Annotated in this window: 15 protein-coding genes and 1 pseudogene; 6 read left to right on the top strand and 10 right to left on the bottom strand. The window is 69.7% G+C overall.

What is annotated here, in order from left to right; all coding sequences use genetic code 11:
• Positions 1–52 precede the first annotated feature (52 nt).
• Both ACGFU7_RS03975 and ACGFU7_RS03980 read left to right on the top strand, forming a co-directional pair.
• Complete coding sequence (locus tag ACGFU7_RS03975) at positions 53–769, top strand: L,D-transpeptidase family protein (RefSeq protein ID WP_393692075.1); 717 nt, start codon at positions 53–55, stop codon at positions 767–769.
• Between the two features lie 118 nt (positions 770–887).
• Positions 888–1,877 carry a sigma-70 family RNA polymerase sigma factor gene (locus ACGFU7_RS03980; RefSeq protein WP_393692077.1) on the top strand — a complete coding sequence of 330 codons (990 nt, stop codon included), beginning with the start codon at positions 888–890 and terminating at the stop codon, positions 1,875–1,877.
• A 380-nt stretch (positions 1,878–2,257) separates the two neighbouring features.
• Here ACGFU7_RS03980 and ACGFU7_RS03985 read toward each other — a convergent pair whose 3' ends face one another.
• Positions 2,258–2,626 (bottom strand): STAS domain-containing protein, encoded by a 369-nt coding sequence (locus ACGFU7_RS03985; protein ID WP_393692079.1) that lies wholly within the window; start codon positions 2,624–2,626, stop codon positions 2,258–2,260.
• 351 nt (positions 2,627–2,977) lie between these two features.
• Between ACGFU7_RS03985 and ACGFU7_RS03990 the strand changes: the two are divergent.
• Positions 2,978–6,254, top strand: a pseudogene (locus ACGFU7_RS03990) (S8 family serine peptidase).
• A gap of 99 nt (positions 6,255–6,353) precedes the next feature.
• Here ACGFU7_RS03990 and ACGFU7_RS03995 read toward each other — a convergent pair.
• The 9 genes from ACGFU7_RS03995 to ACGFU7_RS04035 form a co-directional block, all read right to left on the bottom strand.
• A complete protein-coding gene (locus tag ACGFU7_RS03995; RefSeq protein WP_393692081.1) occupies positions 6,354–6,944 on the bottom strand; it encodes a Uma2 family endonuclease in 591 nt (196 codons plus the stop codon).
• 97 nt (positions 6,945–7,041) lie between these two features.
• A complete protein-coding gene (locus tag ACGFU7_RS04000; RefSeq protein ID WP_393692083.1) occupies positions 7,042–8,319 on the bottom strand; it encodes a thymidine phosphorylase in 1,278 nt (425 codons plus the stop codon).
• 112 nt (positions 8,320–8,431) lie between these two features.
• On the bottom strand, positions 8,432–8,830 hold the full coding sequence (locus ACGFU7_RS04005; protein ID WP_393692085.1) for a cytidine deaminase: 399 nt from the start codon (positions 8,828–8,830) through the stop codon (positions 8,432–8,434).
• The gene (locus ACGFU7_RS04010; RefSeq protein ID WP_393692086.1) at positions 8,827–10,116 is read right to left on the bottom strand and encodes an ABC transporter permease; all 1,290 of its coding nucleotides are present in this window, start codon (positions 10,114–10,116) and stop codon (positions 8,827–8,829) included. The genes ACGFU7_RS04005 and ACGFU7_RS04010 overlap by 4 nt, the downstream gene beginning before the upstream one ends.
• Positions 10,113–11,228: an ABC transporter permease gene (locus tag ACGFU7_RS04015; protein ID WP_393692088.1), complete on the bottom strand. Its 1,116-nt coding sequence runs from the start codon at positions 11,226–11,228 to the stop codon at positions 10,113–10,115. Before ACGFU7_RS04015 ends, ACGFU7_RS04010 begins: the two co-directional genes overlap by 4 nt.
• Positions 11,225–12,889 carry an ABC transporter ATP-binding protein gene (locus ACGFU7_RS04020; RefSeq protein WP_393692090.1) on the bottom strand — a complete coding sequence of 555 codons (1,665 nt, stop codon included), beginning with the start codon at positions 12,887–12,889 and terminating at the stop codon, positions 11,225–11,227. Before ACGFU7_RS04020 ends, ACGFU7_RS04015 begins: the two co-directional genes overlap by 4 nt.
• 265 nt (positions 12,890–13,154) lie before the next feature.
• A complete protein-coding gene (locus ACGFU7_RS04025; RefSeq protein WP_393692092.1) occupies positions 13,155–14,195 on the bottom strand; it encodes a BMP family protein in 1,041 nt (346 codons plus the stop codon).
• Positions 14,196–14,333: 138 nt separating this feature from the next.
• Positions 14,334–15,560 carry an amidohydrolase gene (locus tag ACGFU7_RS04030; RefSeq protein WP_393692094.1) on the bottom strand — a complete coding sequence of 409 codons (1,227 nt, stop codon included), beginning with the start codon at positions 15,558–15,560 and terminating at the stop codon, positions 14,334–14,336.
• Between the two features lie 139 nt (positions 15,561–15,699).
• Positions 15,700–16,353, bottom strand: a complete 654-nt coding sequence (locus ACGFU7_RS04035; protein ID WP_393692096.1) for a hypothetical protein — start codon at positions 16,351–16,353, stop codon at positions 15,700–15,702.
• A 378-nt stretch (positions 16,354–16,731) separates the two neighbouring features.
• Here ACGFU7_RS04035 and ACGFU7_RS04040 point away from each other — a divergent pair, with 378 nt between their 5' ends.
• From ACGFU7_RS04040 to ACGFU7_RS04050, 3 genes are all read left to right on the top strand, one after another.
• Complete coding sequence (locus ACGFU7_RS04040; RefSeq protein WP_393692098.1) at positions 16,732–18,252, top strand: aldehyde dehydrogenase family protein; 1,521 nt, start codon at positions 16,732–16,734, stop codon at positions 18,250–18,252.
• 75 nt (positions 18,253–18,327) lie between these two features.
• Positions 18,328–19,881 (top strand): GMC family oxidoreductase, encoded by a 1,554-nt coding sequence (locus tag ACGFU7_RS04045; protein WP_393692100.1) that lies wholly within the window; start codon positions 18,328–18,330, stop codon positions 19,879–19,881.
• Positions 19,881–20,990, top strand: a complete 1,110-nt coding sequence (locus tag ACGFU7_RS04050) for a glycine betaine/L-proline ABC transporter ATP-binding protein (RefSeq protein WP_393692102.1) — start codon at positions 19,881–19,883, stop codon at positions 20,988–20,990. The genes ACGFU7_RS04045 and ACGFU7_RS04050 overlap by 1 nt, the downstream gene beginning before the upstream one ends.
• Positions 20,991–21,033 lie beyond the last annotated feature (43 nt).

Consider the following 21,033-nt stretch of genomic DNA (forward strand, 5'->3'; position numbering starts at 1 on the left):
CGCGTCTAGCAGGCGGAATCACCTCACTGCGCGCGAAGGGGAGTTGGCGTACATGAGAGTCGCAGGAAACATACGGGGGGTCCGGACGCGGCGCGCACTCGCGCTGTCCGTCGCCGGTCTGATGGCGGCGCCCGCCCTGGTCCTGAGCACCGGCGGATCCGCGCAGGCGGCGTCCTGCACGACGTCCACCGGGCCGTACCAGAAGCAGGTCGAGAAGTATCTGCACCGGACGGCCGACGGCAAGCAGTCGGCCGCCGACTGCACGGCGATCCGGTCGTTCCAGCGCACCTACGGGATCACTCCGGACATCGGGTACGCGGGGCCGGTCACCTGGCGCACCATGAAGACGCTCACGGCCCAGAAAGCGGCCGGCAAGAACCCGAACAAGGCCAAGAAGTGCCCCACCAACAAGGGGCGCATCGCGTGTGTGGACCTGACCCGGCAGCTGAGCTGGATCCAGGACGGCAGCAAGCTGAGGTACGGTCCGGTGCCGATCCGCAGCGGTCGCAACGGGTACGAGACCCGCACCGGGTCCAAGAAGATCTACATGCGGCACATCAATCACTATTCGACGATCTACCACGTGTCGATGCCGTACTCCCAGTTCTTCGACGGCGGTCAGGCGTTCCACTCGGTGGGCCTGAAGATGTGGAACCCGCCGGGGTCGCACGGCTGCGTCAACATGCGCAGTGCCGACGCGAAGTCGTACTGGAATCTGCTGAAGAACGGCGACGACGTGTACGTGTACGGGCGCAAGCCCGGTACGTGACCGGAACCATGACCGGAACGTGTGCCGCTTCGGCACTTCCCACCCCCGTTGTCAGTGGCCTGCTGTAGCTTCCGAAGTGCTGAAGTGAGCGGCGTCACAGCGCAACAGGGGTGGAGCGATGAGTGATCTGACAGCGACGGCGGACATCGACAGCCGTCTGGAGGGACACCGGGTCGAGCTGACCGGCTACTGCTACCGGATGCTCGGCTCGGCCTTCGAGGCGGAGGACGCGGTACAGGACACGCTGGTGCGTGCCTGGCGCAACTTCGAGAAGTTCGAGGGGCGTTCCTCCCTGCGGTCCTGGTTGTACCGCATCGCCACCAACGTCTGTCTGGACATGCTGAACGCGGGCAACAAGCGGGCCCGTCCGGTCGATCTGACGGGCCCGACACCGCTCGCCCGGGCGGCGCTCAACCCGCTGGCGGAGAACACCTGGCTGGAGCCGATGCCGGACGGGCGGATCCTGCCGTCGGTGGCCGACCCGGCGGAGGCCGCGGTGGCTCGGGAGTCGGTGCGGCTGGCGTTCATGGCCGCGTTGCAGCATCTGCCGCCCAAGCAGCGGGCCGTGCTGATCCTGCGCGAGGTGCTGGCCTGGAAGGCGAGCGAGGTCGCCGAGCTGCTCGACACCTCGGTCGCCTCGGTCAACAGCGCCCTCCAGCGGGCGCGCGCGACCCTCGCGGAACACGAGGGGCTGACCGCCGACACCGCGAATCCGCTCGACGAGGAGCAGCGCAAGCTCCTCGTTCGGTACGTCGCGGCCTTCGAGGGGTACGACATGGCGGCGCTGACCGCGCTGCTCCATGAGGACGCCGTGATGACCATGCCGCCGTTCGACCTCTGGCTCCAGGGGCACGACGACATCACCGGCTTCATGCGCACCATCGGCGCGAGCTGCGAAGGCTCACGGCTGGTGGCGACGGCGGCGAACGGCACCCCGGCGTTCGCGCATTACAAGCCGAATCCGGACGGGCCGGGGTTCGTGCCGTGGGCGGTGCAGGTCATCGACATCTCGGAGGGCTCCATCACCGGGATGCACTGCTTCCTGGACACACCCCGCTGGTTCCCGCTGTTCGGTCTGCCGGATCATCTCGACGCCGACGCGGCATGAGGCGCGGGCTACGGAACGGGCTGGTGACGGGCTGGGTGGTGCTGGCGGCCGGTGGCTGGGGGCTGACCCAGTGGCTGGGTGAGCCCTCCGCCACCGACGGGGCCACGCCCGGGGCCGCCTGGACTCCGAATTCCGCCTCCGGCGGCGGACCGGGTCCGCAGCCGGAGAATGGCTGCGGCGGTGACGGTCGCGCGTCGAACGTGTCCCCGGCGGTGTCGCCGTTCCCCACAGCGACTGCGGTCCCGGACAGCGGCGTGGTCAAACTCTCAGTAAGGCTCTGCGCACGGTTCGAGGGGAGGAGTCGGGCTGGCCCGGGCGGGGACTGAACGTCGGGCGCGGCAGGCGGACGGGCGGCGCGCGCTCCCTGAAGCGCCGCCCCTTCAGGCCTCGTTCCCCACGGCCCCGCCCCCCACATCCACCACATCGGCCAACCCCACCAGGTCGAGCAGGCTCTGCAGCTCGGGTGGCACATTGCGCAGCCGCAGCCGTCTGCCGCCCGCGCGGCGTGCGACGAGCCCCAGCCTCGCTATCGCCTCGACCAGGGCCAGATCCGCCTGTACGACCCCGCCCACGTCGCAGTCCACCCCGGCGTCCGGGTCGCGGACGGCGCCCTCGGGGTCGTACAGCAGCGACTCCAGCTCGGCGCAGAGTCCCGGCACCGCTGCCCGCGTGACGCGGCCGGTGACGACGAGAACGATCGGGGTCATGGCTTCCACATCAGGGAGACCGGCCCGGCGGCCGAAACTCATCGCTGCCCGCTCCCGCACTTTCCCGGCGCCCCGGCCCGGCGCATGCCCCCGTACCTGCTCGGCAGCTGCTCCCACCCACCTCGGGGCCGCCCCTCAGCCACCCCACCGGTCCGCCCGGCAACCGGTGAACTTCCGTCACCTCCCGTCGCCTGTGCGGTTCCTGTGAACCCTCTCGATCAATTCCCCCTCTAGGTACGTGAACCGGTCGGCACCGGCGTCCCATCGGGGCCGACTGACCAGTGGCCCCTCGGGGGCCGCCTGACTTTCCAGGGGGGAGAGTTGCGCAGACACGTGACAAACGCGTGTGTATCGACCATCGCCACGGCGGCCGCCGTGGCGCTCGCAGCCGGGATGACCACCCCGGCCATGGCACAGCCCGACGTAGCCGGAGCGGCGGGCGCCAAGCCCGTGGACCGGCACCAGCTGACACTCATCACCGGCGACCGCGTCTCGGTGGACGCCAAAGGCCGGGTCCTGAACTTCCGGCCCGCCAAGGGGCGCGAACACATACCCGTGCAGCGGCAGATACGCGACGGGCACACCCTGCTCGTCCCGGCCGACGCACACCGGCTGATCAGCTCCGGGAAGCTGGACCGCCGGCTGTTCGACGTCACCGAGCTGAACCGTGCGGAGAACCGCCGGGCACAGAAGACGGGCCTGAAGCTGATCGTCGCCTACCGGGGCGACCGGGCGGCGGCCGCGAAGGCGGAGGTCCGCGACGCGGGCTCCACCCGGGTCGGCCGGACCCTGAAATCGCTGAACGCCGAGTCGGTGACCACGCCGGAACGCGACGCCCAGGACGTCTGGCAGGCACTCACCAGCAAGCCCGCGCACGGCGCCCAGCGCACCACAGCCGCCGGGATCGACCGGGTCTGGCTGGACGGCGTACGCAAGGCGAGTCTCGACAAGAGCGTGCCGCAGATCGGCGCGCCGACCGCCTGGAAGGCCGGTTACACCGGAAAGGGCGTCAAGATCGCCGTCCTGGACACCGGCGTGGACGCCACCCACCCGGACCTCCAGGGCCAGATCCTGGAGACGAAGAACTTCAGCGCCTCGCCCGACACCCAGGACCGGGTCGGGCACGGTACGCATGTGTCCTCGATCGCGGCCGGTACGGGCGCCAAGTCGGGCGGCAAGTTCAAGGGTGTCGCCCCGGACGCCAAGCTGATCGAGGGCAAGGTGCTCGACGACGACGGCTTCGGCGACGACTCCGGCATCCTGGCCGGCATGGAGTGGGCGGTCGCGCAGGGCGCCGACATCATCAACCTGAGCCTCGGCGGCGGCGACACCCCCGAGATCGACCCGCTCGAAGCGGCGGTCGACAAGCTGTCGGCCAACAAGGGCGTCCTGTTCGCCATCGCGGCGGGCAACGAGGGCAGCGGCGCCGGCACAATCGGTTCCCCGGGCAGCGCGGACGCCGCACTGACCGTCGGCGCGGTCGACGACAACGACAAGCTGGCCGACTTCTCCAGCCGCGGCCCGCGCATCGGCGACGGCGCGATCAAGCCCGATGTCACCGCCCCCGGCGTGGACATCACGGCGGCGGCCGCACCCGGCTCAGCCATCGAACAGGAGGTCGGGCAGAACCCGCCGGGCTATCTGACGATCTCCGGTACGTCGATGGCGACCCCGCACGTCGCGGGCGCCGCGGCGCTCCTCAAGCAGGAGCACCCGGAGTGGAAGTACGCCGAGCTCAAGGGCGCGCTCACGGCCTCGACGAAGCCGGGCGCGTACACACCGTTCGAGCAGGGCTCGGGCCGGATCGCCGTCGACCGGGCGATCGCCCAGACCGTCGTCGCGGACCCGGTCTCGGTGAGCTTCGGGGTGCAGCAGTGGCCGCACACCGATGACACCCCGGTCAGCAAGAAGCTGACATACCGCAACCTCGGTACGACGGACGTCACCCTCGGCCTCGCGGTCACGGCCACCGGCCCGAAGGGCAAGCCCGCCCCGGCCGGCTTCTTCACCCTCGGCGCCGACAAGGTGACCGTCCCCGCGGGCGGCACCGCCGACGTACCGCTGACGGTGAACACCAAGCTCGGCGGCACGGCCGACGGCTCCTACTCCGCGTACGTCGTCGGGACCGGCAGCGGCCAGACCGTCCGCACCGCGGCCGCGGTCGAGCGCGAGATCGAGTCGTACGACCTCACGGTCAAGACGGATCGGACGTGACGGCAAGCCGGCCAAGTTCTACGGGTCCGACCTCTACGGCCTCTCCGGCACGGCGAGCGGCGTGTGGCTGGCCCCGACGGGCACCGACGGAACGGCAAAGGTCCGCGTTCCCAAGGGCGGTTACGCGCTGAACTCGGCCGTCTATGTCGACCCGGAGAATGGCGCCAAGCGCATCGACTGGCTCACCCAGCCGAATCTGAACGCCACCAAGAACCTGACCGTGACGCTCGACGCGCGCAAGGCGAAGCCGGTGAACTTCACCCTGCCCGCCACCGGTACGCAGGCCCGGCTGGCCGCGCCCGACCTCCAGTTCGACGGCAAGGACGGCGGCTACAGCTACGGCTGGTACCTCGACTCGTACCAGGGCTTCCGCACCGCGCATGTCGGCCCGAAGGTGACCGACGGCTCGCTCGCCCAGCACTGGATCGGCAGCTGGACCAAGGGAGCCTCGACCCGGTACGACGTCGCGGTCGGCGGTCCGGTGACCCAGGCGGCGACCGGTTACAGCCGGAAGTTCACCACCGGCCAGATGGCCAAGGTCCGGACCGCGCTCGGCGCGTCCGTCAAGGGCAAGACCGGCGGGATCGCGGCATGGGGCTCGCTTCCCGGTTCGTTCACCGGCTGGACGTCCTGGTCCGGTCAGAAGATCCCCGGAACCAGCACCGCCTATGTCTCCACCGCCGACAAGGTGCAGTGGAACTTCGACTTCAGTCAGGACGGCGGAGTCGACGAGGACGGCTACCCGGTGACCGAGGCGCAGTACTCCCTCGGTGACCCCGAGACCCTCAAGGCGGGCAAGACCTACACGAAGAAGGTCAACACCGCGGTGTTCGGCCCCGCGCTCGGTTCCGGCTACGGGATCTTCCGCGACGGCGACAACATCATCGGGTCGCTGCCGCTGGCGGCCGACGGCCGCGGCAACATCGGTTACTCCACGTACAGTTCGGTCAAGACCGTCCTGTACCGCAATGGCACCAAGGTCACCCGGAACGAGGACCCGCTGGAGGGCGCCACCCCCATCGCCGTGCCGTCCGGTGCCGCCGACTACAGGCTGACGACCTCGGTGCAGCGCAGCTCCAAGCTCTCGGCCGTCTCCACCCGGATCGACGCGAGCTGGACCTTCCGGTCCAGGAAGACCGCCGGCCCGACCCTGCTGCCGGCCTCCACCGTCCGCTTCACGCCCAATGTGACGCTGGACGGCAAGGTCACGGCGGGCAGGACCGCTTCCGTGCCGGTGACGGTACAGGGTGCTGCCGTCGGCAAGAACCTCAAGTCGCTGACGGTGTACGTCAGTTACGACGCCGGCAAGACCTGGAAGAAGTCCACGGTCAAGTCGGGCAAGCTCTCCGTGAAGAACCCGGCCAAGGGCAGGTCCCTCTCGTACCGGGCCGATGTCACGGACAAGCAGGGCAACAAGTCGTCGGTGTCGATCTACAACGCGTACTTCGGCAAGTAGGCACCTCGACCGCGACCGCATGACGACGGCCCGCCCGGACGGATCTCTCCGTCCCGGCGGGCCGCTCGCACACCGACGAGACCGGCGCGGCATTGCTTCTCAACTGACCGGAAAGACCCCGGTGTCCAGGTCCAGCGCGAACGGCTCGGGAAGCGTCAGCTTCTCCCCGTACTCGACCGCGTCCAGCACCCGGTATGTGCCCTCGACGGGTTCCCCGTACAAGGTGGCGGTGGGACGGCCGGAGTGCCAGGGATCGAGGAGCAGGAAGAGTTCGACACCGGCCTTCGCGTATCCGTGCGCCTTGCCGATGCGGTCGTGGTTGGCGTTGGCCTGCGAGGTGATCTCGACGACGAGCCGGGCCTCTTCCGCCGGCACGCGGTTGCCCGGCCCGGTCGCCACGGCACGCGGCACGACGACGAGATCGGGGATGTAGAGCCCGGCCCGGCCCGGCACGGCGACGCCGAGGGTCTGAAAGATCTCCCAGTCCTCCGGGATCACGGAGTAGAGCCTGCGCTGCAGCAGCGCCGCAGTGAGATTGTGGTCCTTGGACGGTGGTGGCGACACGGTGACGATCCCCTCGATGATCTCCACCTTGCAGCCCTCGGGTGCGTCCGTCTCCTCCCAGATCCGGACGAGGTCGTCCCATCCCTGGCCGTTGCCCGGCACGGGATCGACGGTGAGTGCGCTCATGGCGGTCTCCTCTATCGGTGCGTCACCGAGTCCAGCATGCCGAACGGGACCGGCGGCAGTCCACCGGTCCCGTTCACCCGTACGAGTAAGCCGCAGGTCAGGCGATACGTTCCCGCACCACGGGGGTGGCGGTGAACGCCGTACCGGCCGGGGCGATGTCGAACGAGCCGGGCAGGGCCTTCAGCGCGTACTCGAACTTCTCGGGGGTGTCGGTGTGCAGCGTCAGCAGGGGCTGTCCGGCCGTGACCGTGTCGCCGGGCTTGGCGTGCAGTTCGACGCCCGCGCCCGCCTGCACCGGGTCCTCCTTGCGGGCCCGGCCCGCGCCGAGGCGCCAGGCGGCGACGCCGACGTCGTAGGCGTCCAGGCGGGTCAGCACGCCGGTCGACGGGGCCGTCACGACATGCTGCTCGCGGGCGACCGGAAGCGTGGCGTCCGGGTCGCCGCCCTGGGCGGAGATCATCCGGCGCCACACGTCCATCGCGGAGCCGTCGGCGAGGGCCTTCTCCGGGTCGGCGTCCTTGAGCCCGGCCGCGTCCAGCATCTCGCGGGCGAGGGCCAGGGTGAGGTCGATGACGTCCTTCGGGCCGCCGCCGGCCAGCACCTCGACCGACTCGCGCACCTCCAGGGCGTTGCCCGCGGTCAGGCCGAGCGGGGTGGCCATGTCGGTGAGCAGCGCGACCGTACGCACTCCGCTGTCGGTGCCCAGCGCGACCATGGTGGAGGCCAGTTCGCGGGCGTCCTCGATGGTCTTCATGAAGGCGCCCGAGCCGACCTTGACGTCCAGGACGAGCGCACCGGTGCCCTCGGCGATCTTCTTGGACATGATCGAGCTGGCGATCAGCGGGATGGCCTCGACGGTGCCGGTGACGTCGCGGAGCGCGTACAGCTTCTTGTCGGCGGGGGCGAGCCCGTCACCGGCGGCGCAGATCACCGCGCCGGTGGTGTCCAGGACGCTCAGCATCTCCTCGTTCGAGAGGTGGGCGCGCCAGCCGGGGATGGACTCCAGCTTGTCGAGCGTGCCGCCGGTGTGGCCGAGGCCCCGGCCGCTGAGCTGCGGCACGGCGGCACCGCAGGCGGCGACCAGCGGGGCGAGCGGCAGGGTGATCTTGTCGCCGACTCCGCCGGTGGAGTGCTTGTCGGTGGTGGGGCGGGAGAGCGAGTCGAAGTTCATCCGCTCGCCGGAGGCGATCATGGCGGCGGTCCAGCGGGCGATCTCCGTACGGTTCATACCGTTCAGCAGGATCGCCATGGCCAGCGCGGACATCTGCTCGTCGGCGACCTCGCCGCGGGTGTACGCGTCGATGACCCAGTCGATCTGCTCGGGGGTCAGCTCGCCTCGGTCCCGCTTGGTGCGGATGACGGAGATGGCGTCCATGTCCTGGGAGTCCTTCCGGCCGGTACGTACGCAAGAGTCCTGAATGACTCTACGCGCATAGAGGGTTGAGGCGGGTGTGGCCCTCCCGACGGACGGGAGGGCCACAGCAGTTCTACTTCAGGTGGTCCGGTCCGAACGCCTGCGGCAGCATCTCGTCGAGCGTGCGCAGGCCGTCCGGCGTCTCAAGGATCAGCTCCGGCCCGCCGAACTCGTACAGCAGCTGCCTGCACCTGCCGCACGGCACCAGGATCTCGCCCGTCCCGTCCACGCAGGTGAAGTGGGTCAGCCGCCCGCCACCGGTGGCCTGCAGCTGGGAGACCAGGCCGCACTCGGCGCACAGCCCGAGGCCGTACGAGGCGTTCTCGACGTTGCAGCCGGACACCGTACGGCCGTCGTCGACGCGTGCCGCGGCGCCGACCGGATAGTGCGAGTAGGGAACGTACGCACGTGTCATGACGGACCGCGCGGCGCTCCGCAGCGCCGCCCAGTCGACCTCCGCGGCGGCCGTCACTTGCCCTGGCCCTTCCGGTAGCGCATGCCGTCCGCCTTCGGCATCCGCAGCCGCTGGGCGGAGAGCGAGAGGACGAGCAGCGTGACGATGTACGGGGTGGCGCTCACGAACTCGGTGGGCACCGTGTCCGTGGCGAGGTACCAGACCAGCACCGCGGCGGCGATGACCGCGCTGACCACACCCTGGACGAAGCTCTTGCGGTAGAGCTTCCAGGCCGCGAGCACGGCCAGCACGACCACGAGCAGCAGGAGCAGCGCGTGGACGGACTCACCGCCGTTGCGCAGCTGGAGCGCGTCGGCGAAGCCGAACAGGCCGGCGCCCATGGCGAGCCCGCCGGGCCGCCAGTTGCCGAAGATCATCGCGGCGAGACCGATGTATCCGCGGCCGCCGGTCTGGCCCTCGTTGTAGATGTGCGAGGTGACGAGCGAGAGGAAGGCACCGCCGAGGCCGGCCATGCCACCGGAGACGATCACCGCGATGTACTTGTAGCGGTAGACGTTCACACCGAGCGACTCGGCGGCTACCGGGTTCTCGCCGCAGGAGCGCAGCCGCAGCCCGAACGAGGTCTTCCAGAGCACGAAGAACGTGAGGACGAAGAGGACCACGGCCACAATCGTCAGCAGCGACACATTGGTGACCAGGCCGCCGATGACACCGGCCAGGTCGGAGACGAAGAACCAGTGGTGCTTCTCGATGGAGTGCAGCCAGTCGGAGAGGCCCGGGATCGTCACCGAGGTGATGTCGTCGGCCGGCGGGGACTGCTTGGGGCTGCCGCCCTTGGCCGCCGCCTCGCCCGAGTTGAACCAGAGCTTGGCGAAGTAGGTGGTGAAGCCGAGCGCCAGGATGTTGATGGCGATACCGGAGATGATGTGGTCGACGCCGAAGGTGACGGTCGCGACGGCGTGCAGCAGTCCGCCGAGCATGCCGCCGACGATCCCGGCCACTACGCCGAGCCACGGGTTGGTCTGCCAGCCGGCCCAGGCGCCGAAGAACGTGCCCAGGATCATCATGCCTTCGAGGCCGATGTTGACCACACCGGCCCGCTCGGCCCAGAGGCCGCCGAGTCCGGCGAGCCCGATCGGCACGGCCATCGCGAGTGCCGCGCTGATCTGTCCCGCCGATGTGACGTCCGCGGCGCCGGTGATGGCGCGTACGGCGGACAGCGCGAGCAGCACGCCCGCGACGATCAGCAGTACGACGGGGAAGGAGAGGCGGGTGCGGCCGCCCTTGCCGCCGGAGACCTTGGGGGCCGCGGGGGGCGGGGTGGAAGTCGCCGTGACGGTCACGCCGACACCTCCTGCTGGTCGGAGTTACGGGCGGCCTGTGCGGCGAGTTCCGCGCCGACCTTGCTCTGCTGGCGCTTGAGTCCGTAGCGGCGGACGACTTCGTAGGCGATGACGACGCACAGGACGATGACGCCCTGGATCACGCCGACGATCTCCTTGTCGTACCCCTCGAATTCGAGCTTGCCGGTGCCGCGCTCCAGGAAGCCCCAGAGCAGTGCGCCGAGCGCGATGCCGATGGGGTGGTTGCGACCGAGGAGGGCGATGGCGATACCGGTGAAGCCGATGCCGACCGGGAAGTCGCCGCTGTACTCGAAGCTGTCGTTGAGGAGCGTCGGCATACCGACCAGTCCGGCCACGGCACCGGAGATCAGCATCGAGGTGACGACCATCTTCTTGACGTTGACGCCGCTGGCCTCGGCCGCGGAGCCGGACTGGCCGACGGTGCGCAGGTCGAAGCCGAACCGGGTGCGCGAGAGCGCGAACCAGTAGGCGATGCCCGCGACGACCGCGACCACGATGAAGCCCCAGACGGGCGTCGGGGTGGTCGGGAACTCGAAGAAGTGCGAGGACTCCGGGAGCGGCTCGGTGGAGATCTTCGTGCCGGCCTCGTCGAGGTGGCCGAGGCGGCCCTGCTGGAGCAGATAGCCGATGACGGCCGTCGCGATGGCGTTCAGCATGATCGTCGAGACGACCTCGCTGACGCCCCGGGTGACCTTGAGGACACCGGCGATACCGGCCCACATCGCGCCGACGATCATCGCGGTGAGGATGATCAGCGGGATCTGCAGGGCGCCGGGCAGAGTCAGCGCGCCGCCGACCGCGGCGGCGAAGAAGGCGGCGAGACGGTACTGGCCGTCGACGCCGATGTTGAAGAGGTTCATCCGGAAGCCGACGGCCACCGCGAGACCCGCGAGGTAGTACGTCGTCGCCTTGTTCAGGATGTAGACCTGGCTGTCCGACTTCATCCCGTAGTCGAACATGATGCCGAAGGCGCTGAACGGCTCCTTGCCGGTGGCGGCCAGCACGAGTGCGGTCACCAGGAAGGCGACCACGATCGCGAGTACGGGGGCCGCGATCCCCAGGAGCAGCCGCTCCTTGTCGATCTTCTTCATCGGTCCTCTCCCCCGTTCCGGGGGTCGGTGTCGGTGCTTTCGGCACCGGAGTCGTCAGGCGCAGGTGCCTCGTCCGGCGCAGGTGCCTCGTCCGGCGCAGGTGCCTCGTCCGGCGCAGGTGCCTCGTCCGGCGCAGGTGCCTCGTCCGGCGCTTCGAGGTGGCCGGTGGCCGCGCCCGTCATCGCCGAGCCGAGCTCCTCCGGGGTGATGGTCGCCGGGTCGGCGTCCGCGACCAGCCGGCCGCGGTACATGACGCGCAGGGTGTCGGAGAGCCCGATCAGCTCGTCCAGGTCGGCGGAGATCAGCAGCACCGCCAGTCCTTCGCGGCGCGCCTCGCGGATCTGGTCCCAGATCTGCGCCTGGGCGCCGACGTCCACGCCCCGGGTGGGGTGCGCGGCGATCAGGAGCTTGGGGGCGTGGCTCATCTCGCGGCCGACGATCAGCTTCTGCTGGTTGCCGCCGGAGAGGGAGGCCGCGGTGACCTCGATACCGGGGGTGCGGACGTCGTACTCGCGCACGATCCGCTCGGTGTCGGCGCGGGCGCCCTTGAGGTCGAGGAACACGCCCTTGCTGTTGGGGCGTTCGGTGACATGGCCGAGGATGCGGTTCTCCCAGAGCGGGGCCTCCAGCAGCAGTCCGTGCCGGTGGCGGTCCTCGGGGATGACGGCCATGCCGTCCTCGCGGCGCCTGCGGGTCGGCGTGCGGGAGATGTCGGCGCCGTCCAGGGTGAGTACGCCGGTGTCGAGGTGGCGCATGCCCATGATCGCGTCGACCAGTTCGGACTGGCCGTTGCCCTCGACGCCCGCGATACCGAGGACCTCGCCCTTGTGGATGGTGAAGCCGATGCCGTCGAGCACCGAACGCACCACCCCGTCCGGGTCGGTGGCGGTCAGCCGCAGCCCTTCGACAGTCAGCATGGGGATGTCGGTGACGGTCGACTCGCGGGTCTCCGGCGACGGGAGTTCGCTGCCGACCATCAGCTCGGCGAGCTGCTTGGTCGTGGTGCGCTTCGGGTCGGCGGTGCCCACCGTCGTACCGCGCCGGATCACCGTGATCTCGTCGGCGACCGAGAGGACCTCGCCCAGCTTGTGCGAGATGAAGATGACGGTCAGGCCCTCGGCCTTGAGCTCGCGCAGGTTGTCGAAGAGCGCGTCGACCTCCTGCGGTACGAGGACGGCGGTCGGCTCGTCGAGGATCAGGGTGCGGGCGCCGCGGTAGAGGACCTTGAGGATCTCCACGCGCTGCCGGTCGGCGACCCCGAGGTCCTCGACCATGGCGTCCGGGCGGACACCGAGACCGTAGGCGTCGGAGATCTCCTTGATCTTGGCGCGGGCCCGGTCGCCGATCCCGTACAGCTTCTCGGAGCCGAGGACGACGTTCTCCAGGACCGTGAGGTAGTCGGCGAGCATGAAGTGCTGGTGCACCATGCCGATACCGCGGTCGATGGCGTCGCCGGGGTTGTGGAACGAGACCTGCTCGCCGTCCACCGCGATGGTGCCCTCGTCCGGCTTCTGCATGCCGTACAGGATCTTCATCAGAGTGGACTTGCCGGCGCCGTTCTCACCGACGAGAGCGTGGACGGTGCCGCGGCGCACGGTGATGTCGATGTCGTGGTTGGCCACGACTCCGGGGAACCGCTTGGTGATGCCGCGGAGCTCCACGGCATGAGGACTGCTGGACGCGTTGATGACGCACTCTCCTTGGCAGGAGCGGAGGGCGGAGGCGGTGGGACGGAGGCGGTGGGGCGAAAAAAGGTACCGCGCCCGGCAGACGCTACGCGCGTAGCGCCACCGAATCGTTGGCCACCTGATGACAGGTGGCGGACAGTGTGCGTACGGCTACGGCGAATGCGGGGAAGCCGTACGTGAATCGGGGCCCGCGCGAACAGCCGAAGCTGCTCGCCCGGGCCCCGATCGACGGGTCGGATCAGGTCGTGGACTTGACCGTGATGGTGCCGTCGACGATCTTCTTCTTCGCAGCGTCGAGCTGGGCCTGGATGTCCTTGAGGTGGTCACCCGTGGTGGTCAGGCTGACGCCGCCCTTGGCCAGGGAGTACGTCTGCGTGCCGGTCAGCGCCTTGCCGTCCTTGACGGACTTGATCAGGTCGTAGACGCCGCCGTCGACGTTCTTGACGACGGAGGTCATGATCGTGTCCTTGTACTTCGACAGCGACGGGTCGAGGGCCTGGTCGGAGTCGACGCCGATGGACCAGGCGCCCTTCTGGCCCGCGACGGCCTCGATCGAACCGGCACCCGAGCCGCCCGCGGCGGCGAAGATGACGTCCGCGCCCTTGTCGAGCATGCCCTTGGCGGCGGCCGCACCCTTGTCGGGGCTGCCGAAGCCAGACAGGTCCGAACCGGTGGACAGGTACTGGATCTGCACCTTGGCCTTCGGCTTGGTGTCCAGGACACCCTGCTGGAAGCCCGCGGCGAACTTCTTGATCAGCGGAAGGTCCACACCGCCGATGAAGCCGACCTGGCCGTCCTTCGACTTCAGCGCGGCGGCGACACCGGCGAGGTAGGAACCCTGCTCCTCGGTGAAGACGATGCTGTCGACGTTCTTGGAGGTGGCGACGGAGTCGACCAGACCGAAGTTGACCTTCGGGTACTTGGGGGCGATCTTGTCGACCGCGTCCTTGTACGCGAAGCCGATCGCGATGACCGGGTTGTAGCCGCCCTCGGCGAGCGACTCAAGGCGCTGCTCACGGTCGGCAGGGGTCTCACCGGTCTTGGCGGTGAGCTCCTTCGTCTCGGCACCGAACTCGGTCTTGGCCTTGTCCAGACCACGCGCGGCGGAGTCGTTGAACGAGTTGTCGCCCCGGCCGCCCACGTCGTAGGCCATGCCGATCTTCATCTTGCCCTTGTCGGAGCTGGTGCTCTCGGTGGACGACTCGCCACACGCGGTGGCGGTGAGCGCGAGAGCTGCAGTGACAGCACACGCAGCGGTGATCTTGGATACCCGGCGCAAGGGAAGGCTCCTTCAAACCTGACCGAAGCGCCTCTTCCGGCGCTGGTTTCGCGGCGATCGTAACGCGCGTAGATGTCAGATAAAGCCCTGTACGGAAGCCGTTATCGGATCGTCGCGAACCGGGGGTGGCCTGACCGGTTACGGATGGTTGCCGTCGAGCAACGCGGAGGCGGTGAAGAGCTCCACTGCAACGGTGATCGCCTCCTCGTCCGCGTCGAAATCACCGCGATGCAGGTCGAGCCGGGCAGTGTCTCCGGGGGTACGGACCCCGAGCCGGGCCATGGCTCCGGGGACGTGCTCCAGGTACCAGGAGAAGTCCTCGCCGCCGAGACTCTGTTCGGTGTCCTCGATCGCATACGATCCGCGGCGGGCGGTCATCGCCCGGGCGAGCAGATCGATCACGTCGCCGTCGTTCACGACGGGCGGGACGCCCCGGACGTAGTTGATCACCGTCTTGGCCCGGTGCATCCCGGCCACCTCGTCGATCGCCGCGTGCACCAGGTCCGGCGCCTCCCGCCAGGCCGCCAGGTCCAGGCAGCGCACGGTGCCGGACAGTTCGGCGTGCTGCGGGATCACGTTGCAGGCGTGCCCGGCCTCCAGTCGCCCCCAGGTGACGGCGAGCCCGGCCCGTGCGTCGACCCGGCGGGCCAGCAGCGCGGGCACCTCGGTGGCGACCTTGGCGGCGGCGGTGACCAGGTCGGTGGTCAGATGCGGCCGCGCGGTGTGCCCGCCGGGGCCGTCGAGGCTGACCTCCAGCCGGTCGCAGGCCGAGGTGATCGCCCCGACCCGCAGCCCGATCCGCCCCACGTCCACCTTCGGGTCGCAGTGCACCCCGATGATCCGCCCGACGCCCTCCAGCGCCCCGGACGCGATCGTGTCGGGCGCCCCGCCGGGCAGCACCTCCTCGGCCGGCTGGAAGATCAGCCGCACCGGCCGGGGCAGCAGCCCCTGCCGGTCGAGTTCGGCGAGCACGAGACCGGCGCCGAGGACCGAGGTGGTGTGGATGTCGTGCCCGCAGGCATGCGCCCGGTCGGGGACGGTGGAGCGGTACGGGACGCCCGCCTTGGTGTCCGGGATGGGCAGAGCGTCGATGTCCGCGCGCAGAGCGAGCATGGGCCGCGGGTCGCCGGCCCGGCTTCCCACGTCACAGATCAGCCCGGTCCCCGTGTCGAGCACCCGGGGTTCGAGCCCCGCCTTCTCCAGCCGGGCCTTGATGGCCGCGGTGGTACGGAACTCCTGGTTGCCCAGCTCGGGGTGCATGTGCAAGTCGCGCCGGAAGGCGATCAGTTCGGCACGCAAGGGCTCGGGCAGGGTGCCGGGCAGCGCCTCGTCCCCGGGCAGCTGGGCATCGGAATCGCGGGACATCAACTGGTTCACCTGGTGAAGAGTAGGCCCCTTGACCCCTCAACTGACCACAGATCAACAAAAGTTCAGCCGCATAGACGAACAAAATGTGGCGTCGGAGCGTGTGGCGTGAGATGGAGGTGGGTAAACTCACCCCTTTTCACCGCCCATGACTCATGACGGACGGCCGCATCCGCTCCCCGCCCCCGGGCAGCCCGCGCCGCACCGACAGCAGTGCCACCCCGATGCACAAGGCACCGACCGGCAGCAGGTCCAGGCTCATGGCCATCAGTACGGTCCCGGCCAGCACCAGCGGCGGAGCCCACGCCCGGACCAGGTCCCGGCGGAAGAACGCGAGCAGGGTGAAGAGGGCCAGCAGCCCGAACCAGAACAGCATCGGCACCACCGTGTAGACCAACGGCATCACACCGGGCACGTCCTGCACTTTCCCGAACATGTCACTCATGGCCTGCTTGTCCTCCGCGACGAAGCCGACCGCCAGGTCGATCACAGCCTGGACCGCCACCGCCGCCGCCCCGAGCAGCCCGGCCCAGGCCGCCACGTCGACGGCGACCCGCTTGCCGCCGCGCACCACGGCGGTCCTCCGCAGCCCCAAGAACACCGGCACGAATACGAGCACCCCGGCCAGGAACAGCAGATGCGCCGACGTCCACCACCCGCCGGGCCCGTAATCACTGACGGCCCGCCCGATCAGCCGCACCACTCCGTACCCGGCCATCAGGGCCGGTCCCGCGAGGAATACCGTCCTGGCCGTCGTGCCCCGTCGCTCCGTCGCCATCCGTATCGTCGTCATGCACCGATGCTCGCGTCCGGCCGACCCTGCCCGCTATCGGGGCTTTCCCCCAACAAACCCTGGCTGTAGGCCACTTCCGGGTCAGGGTGAGGCTCCTGCAATCCTGACCTGACCCACCTGACCCACCTGACCCACCTGACCCACCCGGCCGCCCCGAGCCGTACATCCGCAGACTGCGGGACGTTGATCCACCTCCATGGCGCATGTCGCTTTTCAGCGTACGTTTCGGCCTTTCCGGCCTTCATTTCAGTGACACAGCGCACTTCTGGCCACGGACTGTGCATGCATCCCGGACTCGGGGGCAAGTGTCCACGGCCCTGAAGGGTGACACCGACGTGGCATAAGGGCGCGGAACAGGAACGGAAGGCAGTACCGATCATGGCTGGACAAGCCGCAATACAGGCGCAGAAGACCATCCACGCGGGCGGGGAGTGGCGTGAAGCCGCCTCCGGCGCCACGCGCGAGATCCTCGATCCCGCCGATGCCGAACCGTTCGCCGTGGTCGCGGAGGGTGACGAGAAGGACGCGGACGCGGCCGTCTCGGCTGCGCGCCACGCCTTCGACGAGGGCCCGTGGCCCCGGACCCCTGTCGCCGAGCGCGCCGCCCTCCTGCGCCGCGTCGCCGGCCTCCTCCTGAGGGATCGTGAGGAGCTCGGGCTCCTGGAGAGCCGTGACGCGGGCAAGACCCTCGAAGAAGGGCGCGTCGACATCGACTGCGTCGCCGACGCCTTCCGGTACTTCGCCGATCTGGTCGTCGCAGAGGGCGGCGGACGCGTCGTCGACGCCGGGTCCGACGACATCCACAGCGTCGTCGTGCACGAGCCCGTCGGCGTCTGCGCCATGATCACACCCTGGAACTACCCGCTCCTGCAGGCCAGTTGGAAGGTCGCCCCCGCACTCGCCGCCGGCAACACCTTCGTCGTCAAGCCGAGCGAGATCACCCCGCTGACGACGATCGCGCTTATCCGCCTGCTCGTCGAGGCCGGGTTGCCCGCCGGTGTCGCCAATATCGTCACCGGACCCGGGCACTGCGTCGGCGCCCGCCTCGCCGAGCACCCCGACGTCGACCTCGTCTCCTTCACCGGCGGCCTGATCAGCGGTACGAAGGTCGCGCAGGCCGCCGCCGTGAGCGTCAAGAAGGTCGCACTCGAACTCGGCGGCAAGAACCCCAACGTCGTCTTCGCCGACGCCTGCGCCACCGACGAGGGCTTCGACACCGCCGTCGACCAGGCCCTCAACGCCGCCTTCATCCACAGCGGCCAGGTGTGCTCCGCGGGCAGCCGGCTCATCGTCGAGGAGTCCGTACGCGAACGCTTCGTCGCCGAGCTCGCCCGCCGGGCGAGCCGGATCCGGCTCGGGCGCGGCACCGAGGACGGTGTCGAGTGCGGCCCGCTCGTGTCGGAGCAGCAGCGGGAGAAGACCGAGGCGTACGTCGCCTCCGCGCTGGAGGAGGGCTCGGTGCTGCGGGCGGGGGGCAAGCGCCCCGAGCCGTCCGCCGAACGGCCCGCCACCGGGTACTTCTACGAGCCGACCGTCCTCGACCGGTGCCACCGGGAGATGAGGGTTGTACGCGAGGAGGTCTTCGGGCCCGTCCTCACCGTCGAGACCTTCCGCACCGAGGACGAGGCCGTCGCGCTCGCCAACGACACCGAGTACGGGCTCGCCGGCGCCGTCTGGACCGCCGACGCGGGGCGCGCCCGGCGCGTCGCGGGACGGCTGCGGCACGGCACCGTCTGGATCAACGACTTCCACCCCTACCTCCCGCAGGCGGAGTGGGGCGGCTTCGGCAAGAGCGGCGTCGGGCGCGAGCTCGGCCCGGCCGGTCTCGCCGAGTACCGCGAGACCAAGCACGTGTACCAGAACCTCGCGCCGAAGCCGGTGCGGTGGTTCGCGGGCTGAGCCCAGGACGCCCCGGCCCGCTCTGCGCCCTTCGTACGCGCAGCACTTTGTACGACACAGGAGTACCCCCCCCCAATGCCTGAGACCGAGAACGAGCGAGAGTACGACTACGTTGTCGTCGGCGGCGGCACCGCCGGCTCCGTCATCGCCTCCCGTCTGACCGAGAACCCCGACGTCACCGTCGCCGTCATCGAGGGCGGCCCCAGCGACATCGACCGCGAGGACATCCTCACCCTGCGCCGGTGGATGGGCCTGCTCGGTGGAGAGCTCGACTACGACTACCCGACCACCGAGCAGCCGCGCGGCAACTCGCACATCCGTCACAGCCGCGCCCGGGTGCTCGGCGGCTGCTCGTCCCACAACACGCTCATCGCGTTCAAGCCGCTGCCGTCCGACTGGGACGAGTGGGAGGCGGCGGGCGCCGAGGGCTGGGGCGCGGTGCCGATGGAGGCGTACTACGCGCGGCTCCTCAACAACATCGTCCCGGTCGACGAGAAGGACCGGAACGCGATCGCGCGCGACTTCGTCGACGCCGCCCGGTCCGCGCTCGGGGTGCCGCGCGTGGAGGGCTTCAACGAGAAGCCGTTCACGGAGGGCGTCGGCTTCTTCGACCTCGCGTACCACCCGGAGAACAACAAGCGTTCCAGTGCATCGGTCGCGTATCTGCATCCCGTCATGGGCAACCGGCCCAACCTCCGTCTCTTCCTGGAGACTTGGGCGTACAGGCTGGAGCTGGACGGCACGCGCGCGAAGGGCGTGCACGTCCGCACCAAGGACGGCGAGGAGATCCTCGTACGGGCGAAGAAGGAGGTGCTGCTGTGCGCGGGCGCCGTCGATTCGCCCCGGCTGCTGCTGCACTCCGGCATCGGCCCGAAAAAGCAGCTGAAGGAACTCGGCATCCCCGTCGCACTCGACCTGCCGGGCGTCGGCGAGAACCTGCTCGACCACCCGGAGTCGGTGATCGTCTGGGAGACGCACGGGCCGATCCCCGAGAACTCCGCGATGGACAGTGACGCGGGGCTGTTCGTACAGCGCGATCCGGAGCACCAGGGCCCCGACCTGATGTTCCACTTCTACCAGATCCCGTTCACGGACAATCCGGAGCGACTGGGCTACGAGCGCCCGGAGTTCGGCGTCTCGATGACGCCCAACATCCCCAAGCCGAAGAGCCGCGGCCGCCTCTACCTGACCAGTGCCGACCCGGCGGTCAAGCCCGCCCTCGACTTCCGGTACTTCACGGACGAGGACGATCACGACGGCCGCACCCTCGTCGACGGCATCAGGATCGCGCGCGAGATCGCGAAGACCGAGCCGCTGGCGCACTGGCTGAAGCGCGAGGTGTGCCCGGGCCCCGACGTCACCGGTGACGCGGAACTCGGCGAGTACGCGCGCAAGGTGGCGCACACCGTGTACCACCCGGCGGGTACGTGCCGCATGGGTGCCGCCGGCGATGAACAGGCCGTTGTGGCTCCTGACTTGAAGATCCGCGGCCTCGAAGGGATCCGTATCGCCGACGCGTCCGTCTTCCCGACGATGCCTGCGGTGAACCCGATGATCGGGGTCCTGATGGTCGGTGAGAAGTGCGCGGAGTTGCTGAACGCGACTTCCGATGAGAGGAGTCAGGCCTGATGAGCGATACCAGCACCCCTGCGAAGCCCGGTTTCGGCGAGGAACCCGAGTCGTCGGACGTGACGCGGCGGCCGACCGTCTTCGGCGTCCGCAACCTCTGGAAGGTCTTCGGACCGAAGGCCGACCGCATCCCGGGCGACCCGGAGCTCACCGAGCTGTCGCAGACCGAACTGCGTGCCCGCACGGGGTGCACCGCGGCCGTGCGGGATGTCTCCTTCGACGTGCGCAAGGGCGAAGTCTTCGTCGTCATGGGCCTGTCGGGATCCGGCAAGTCCACCCTGGTGCGCTGTCTGACGCGGCTCATCGAGCCGACCTCGGGCACGGTGGAGATCGACGGCGAGGACGTGCTCGCCATGGACAGGAACCGGCTGCGGGAACTGCGCAGGCACCGCGCCTCGATGGTCTTCCAGCACTTCGGACTGCTGCCGCACCGTTCCGTCCTCGACAACGTCGCGTACGGCCTGGAGATCCAGGGCATGGGCAAGGCCGAACGGCGCGCGAAGGCCGCGGAGATGGTGGCCAAGGTCGGGCTCGAAGGGCTGGAGCAGCGCAGGCCGGTCCAGCTGTCCGGAGGCCAGCAGCAGCGCGTCGGACTGGCGCGGGCGCTCGCCGTCGACCCCGAGGTGCTGCTCTTCGACGAGCCGTTCAGTGCGCTCGACCCGCTGATCCGGCGGGACATGCAGGAGGAGGTCATCCGCCTGCACAGCGAGGAGGGCCGCACCATGGTCTTCATCACCCACGACCTGAGCGAGGCGCTGCGCGTGGGCGACCGGATCGCCCTGATGCGGGACGGCCGGATCGTGCAGCTCGGCACCCCGGAGGAGATCGTCGGCTCCCCGGCCGACGACTACGTACGGGACTTCGTGCGCGACGTACCGCGCGAGCAGGTCATCACGGTGCGCACGGCCATGCGCGCCGGAGACTGCGGCGGCCCCCGGCACCCCGGCGCCCTCGCCCCGGACACGGTCGTCTCCTGCGCCATCGAGACCGTCGCCCGCAGCGGCGCCCCCGCCTGTGTGGTGGAGGACGGCCGCTGCCTGGGCGTCGTCGACCACGAGGGGCTGCTGCGGGTCGTCGCGGGCCTCGGCCGCGAGGAGGTCGCGGCCTGATGCGTATACCGAGCAGCCTTCGCCTTCCGGCGGTCCGCCCGCA

The sequence above is a fragment of the Streptomyces sp. NPDC048473 genome (assembly GCF_043200155.1).
Classification (GTDB): domain Bacteria; phylum Actinomycetota; class Actinomycetes; order Streptomycetales; family Streptomycetaceae; genus Streptomyces.

Excerpts from the sequence above, each read along its gene's own strand:
- ACGFU7_RS04015 (WP_393692088.1), bottom strand. The coding sequence starts at position 11,228 with ATGAAGAAGATCGACAAGGAGCGGCTGCTCCTGGGGATCGCGGCCCCC.
- ACGFU7_RS03980 (WP_393692077.1), top strand. The coding sequence starts at position 888 with ATGAGTGATCTGACAGCGACGGCGGACATCGACAGCCGTCTGGAGGGA.
- ACGFU7_RS04040 (WP_393692098.1), top strand. The coding sequence starts at position 16,732 with ATGGCTGGACAAGCCGCAATACAGGCGCAGAAGACCATCCACGCGGGC.
- ACGFU7_RS04035 (WP_393692096.1), bottom strand. The coding sequence starts at position 16,353 with ATGACGACGATACGGATGGCGACGGAGCGACGGGGCACGACGGCCAGG.
- ACGFU7_RS04030 (WP_393692094.1), bottom strand. The coding sequence starts at position 15,560 with ATGTCCCGCGATTCCGATGCCCAGCTGCCCGGGGACGAGGCGCTGCCC.
- ACGFU7_RS03995 (WP_393692081.1), bottom strand. The coding sequence starts at position 6,944 with ATGAGCGCACTCACCGTCGATCCCGTGCCGGGCAACGGCCAGGGATGG.
- ACGFU7_RS03985 (WP_393692079.1), bottom strand. The coding sequence starts at position 2,626 with ATGAGTTTCGGCCGCCGGGCCGGTCTCCCTGATGTGGAAGCCATGACC.
- ACGFU7_RS04000 (WP_393692083.1), bottom strand. The coding sequence starts at position 8,319 with ATGGACGCCATCTCCGTCATCCGCACCAAGCGGGACCGAGGCGAGCTG.
- ACGFU7_RS04050 (WP_393692102.1), top strand. The coding sequence starts at position 19,881 with ATGAGCGATACCAGCACCCCTGCGAAGCCCGGTTTCGGCGAGGAACCC.
- ACGFU7_RS03975 (WP_393692075.1), top strand. The coding sequence starts at position 53 with ATGAGAGTCGCAGGAAACATACGGGGGGTCCGGACGCGGCGCGCACTC.
- ACGFU7_RS04045 (WP_393692100.1), top strand. The coding sequence starts at position 18,328 with ATGCCTGAGACCGAGAACGAGCGAGAGTACGACTACGTTGTCGTCGGC.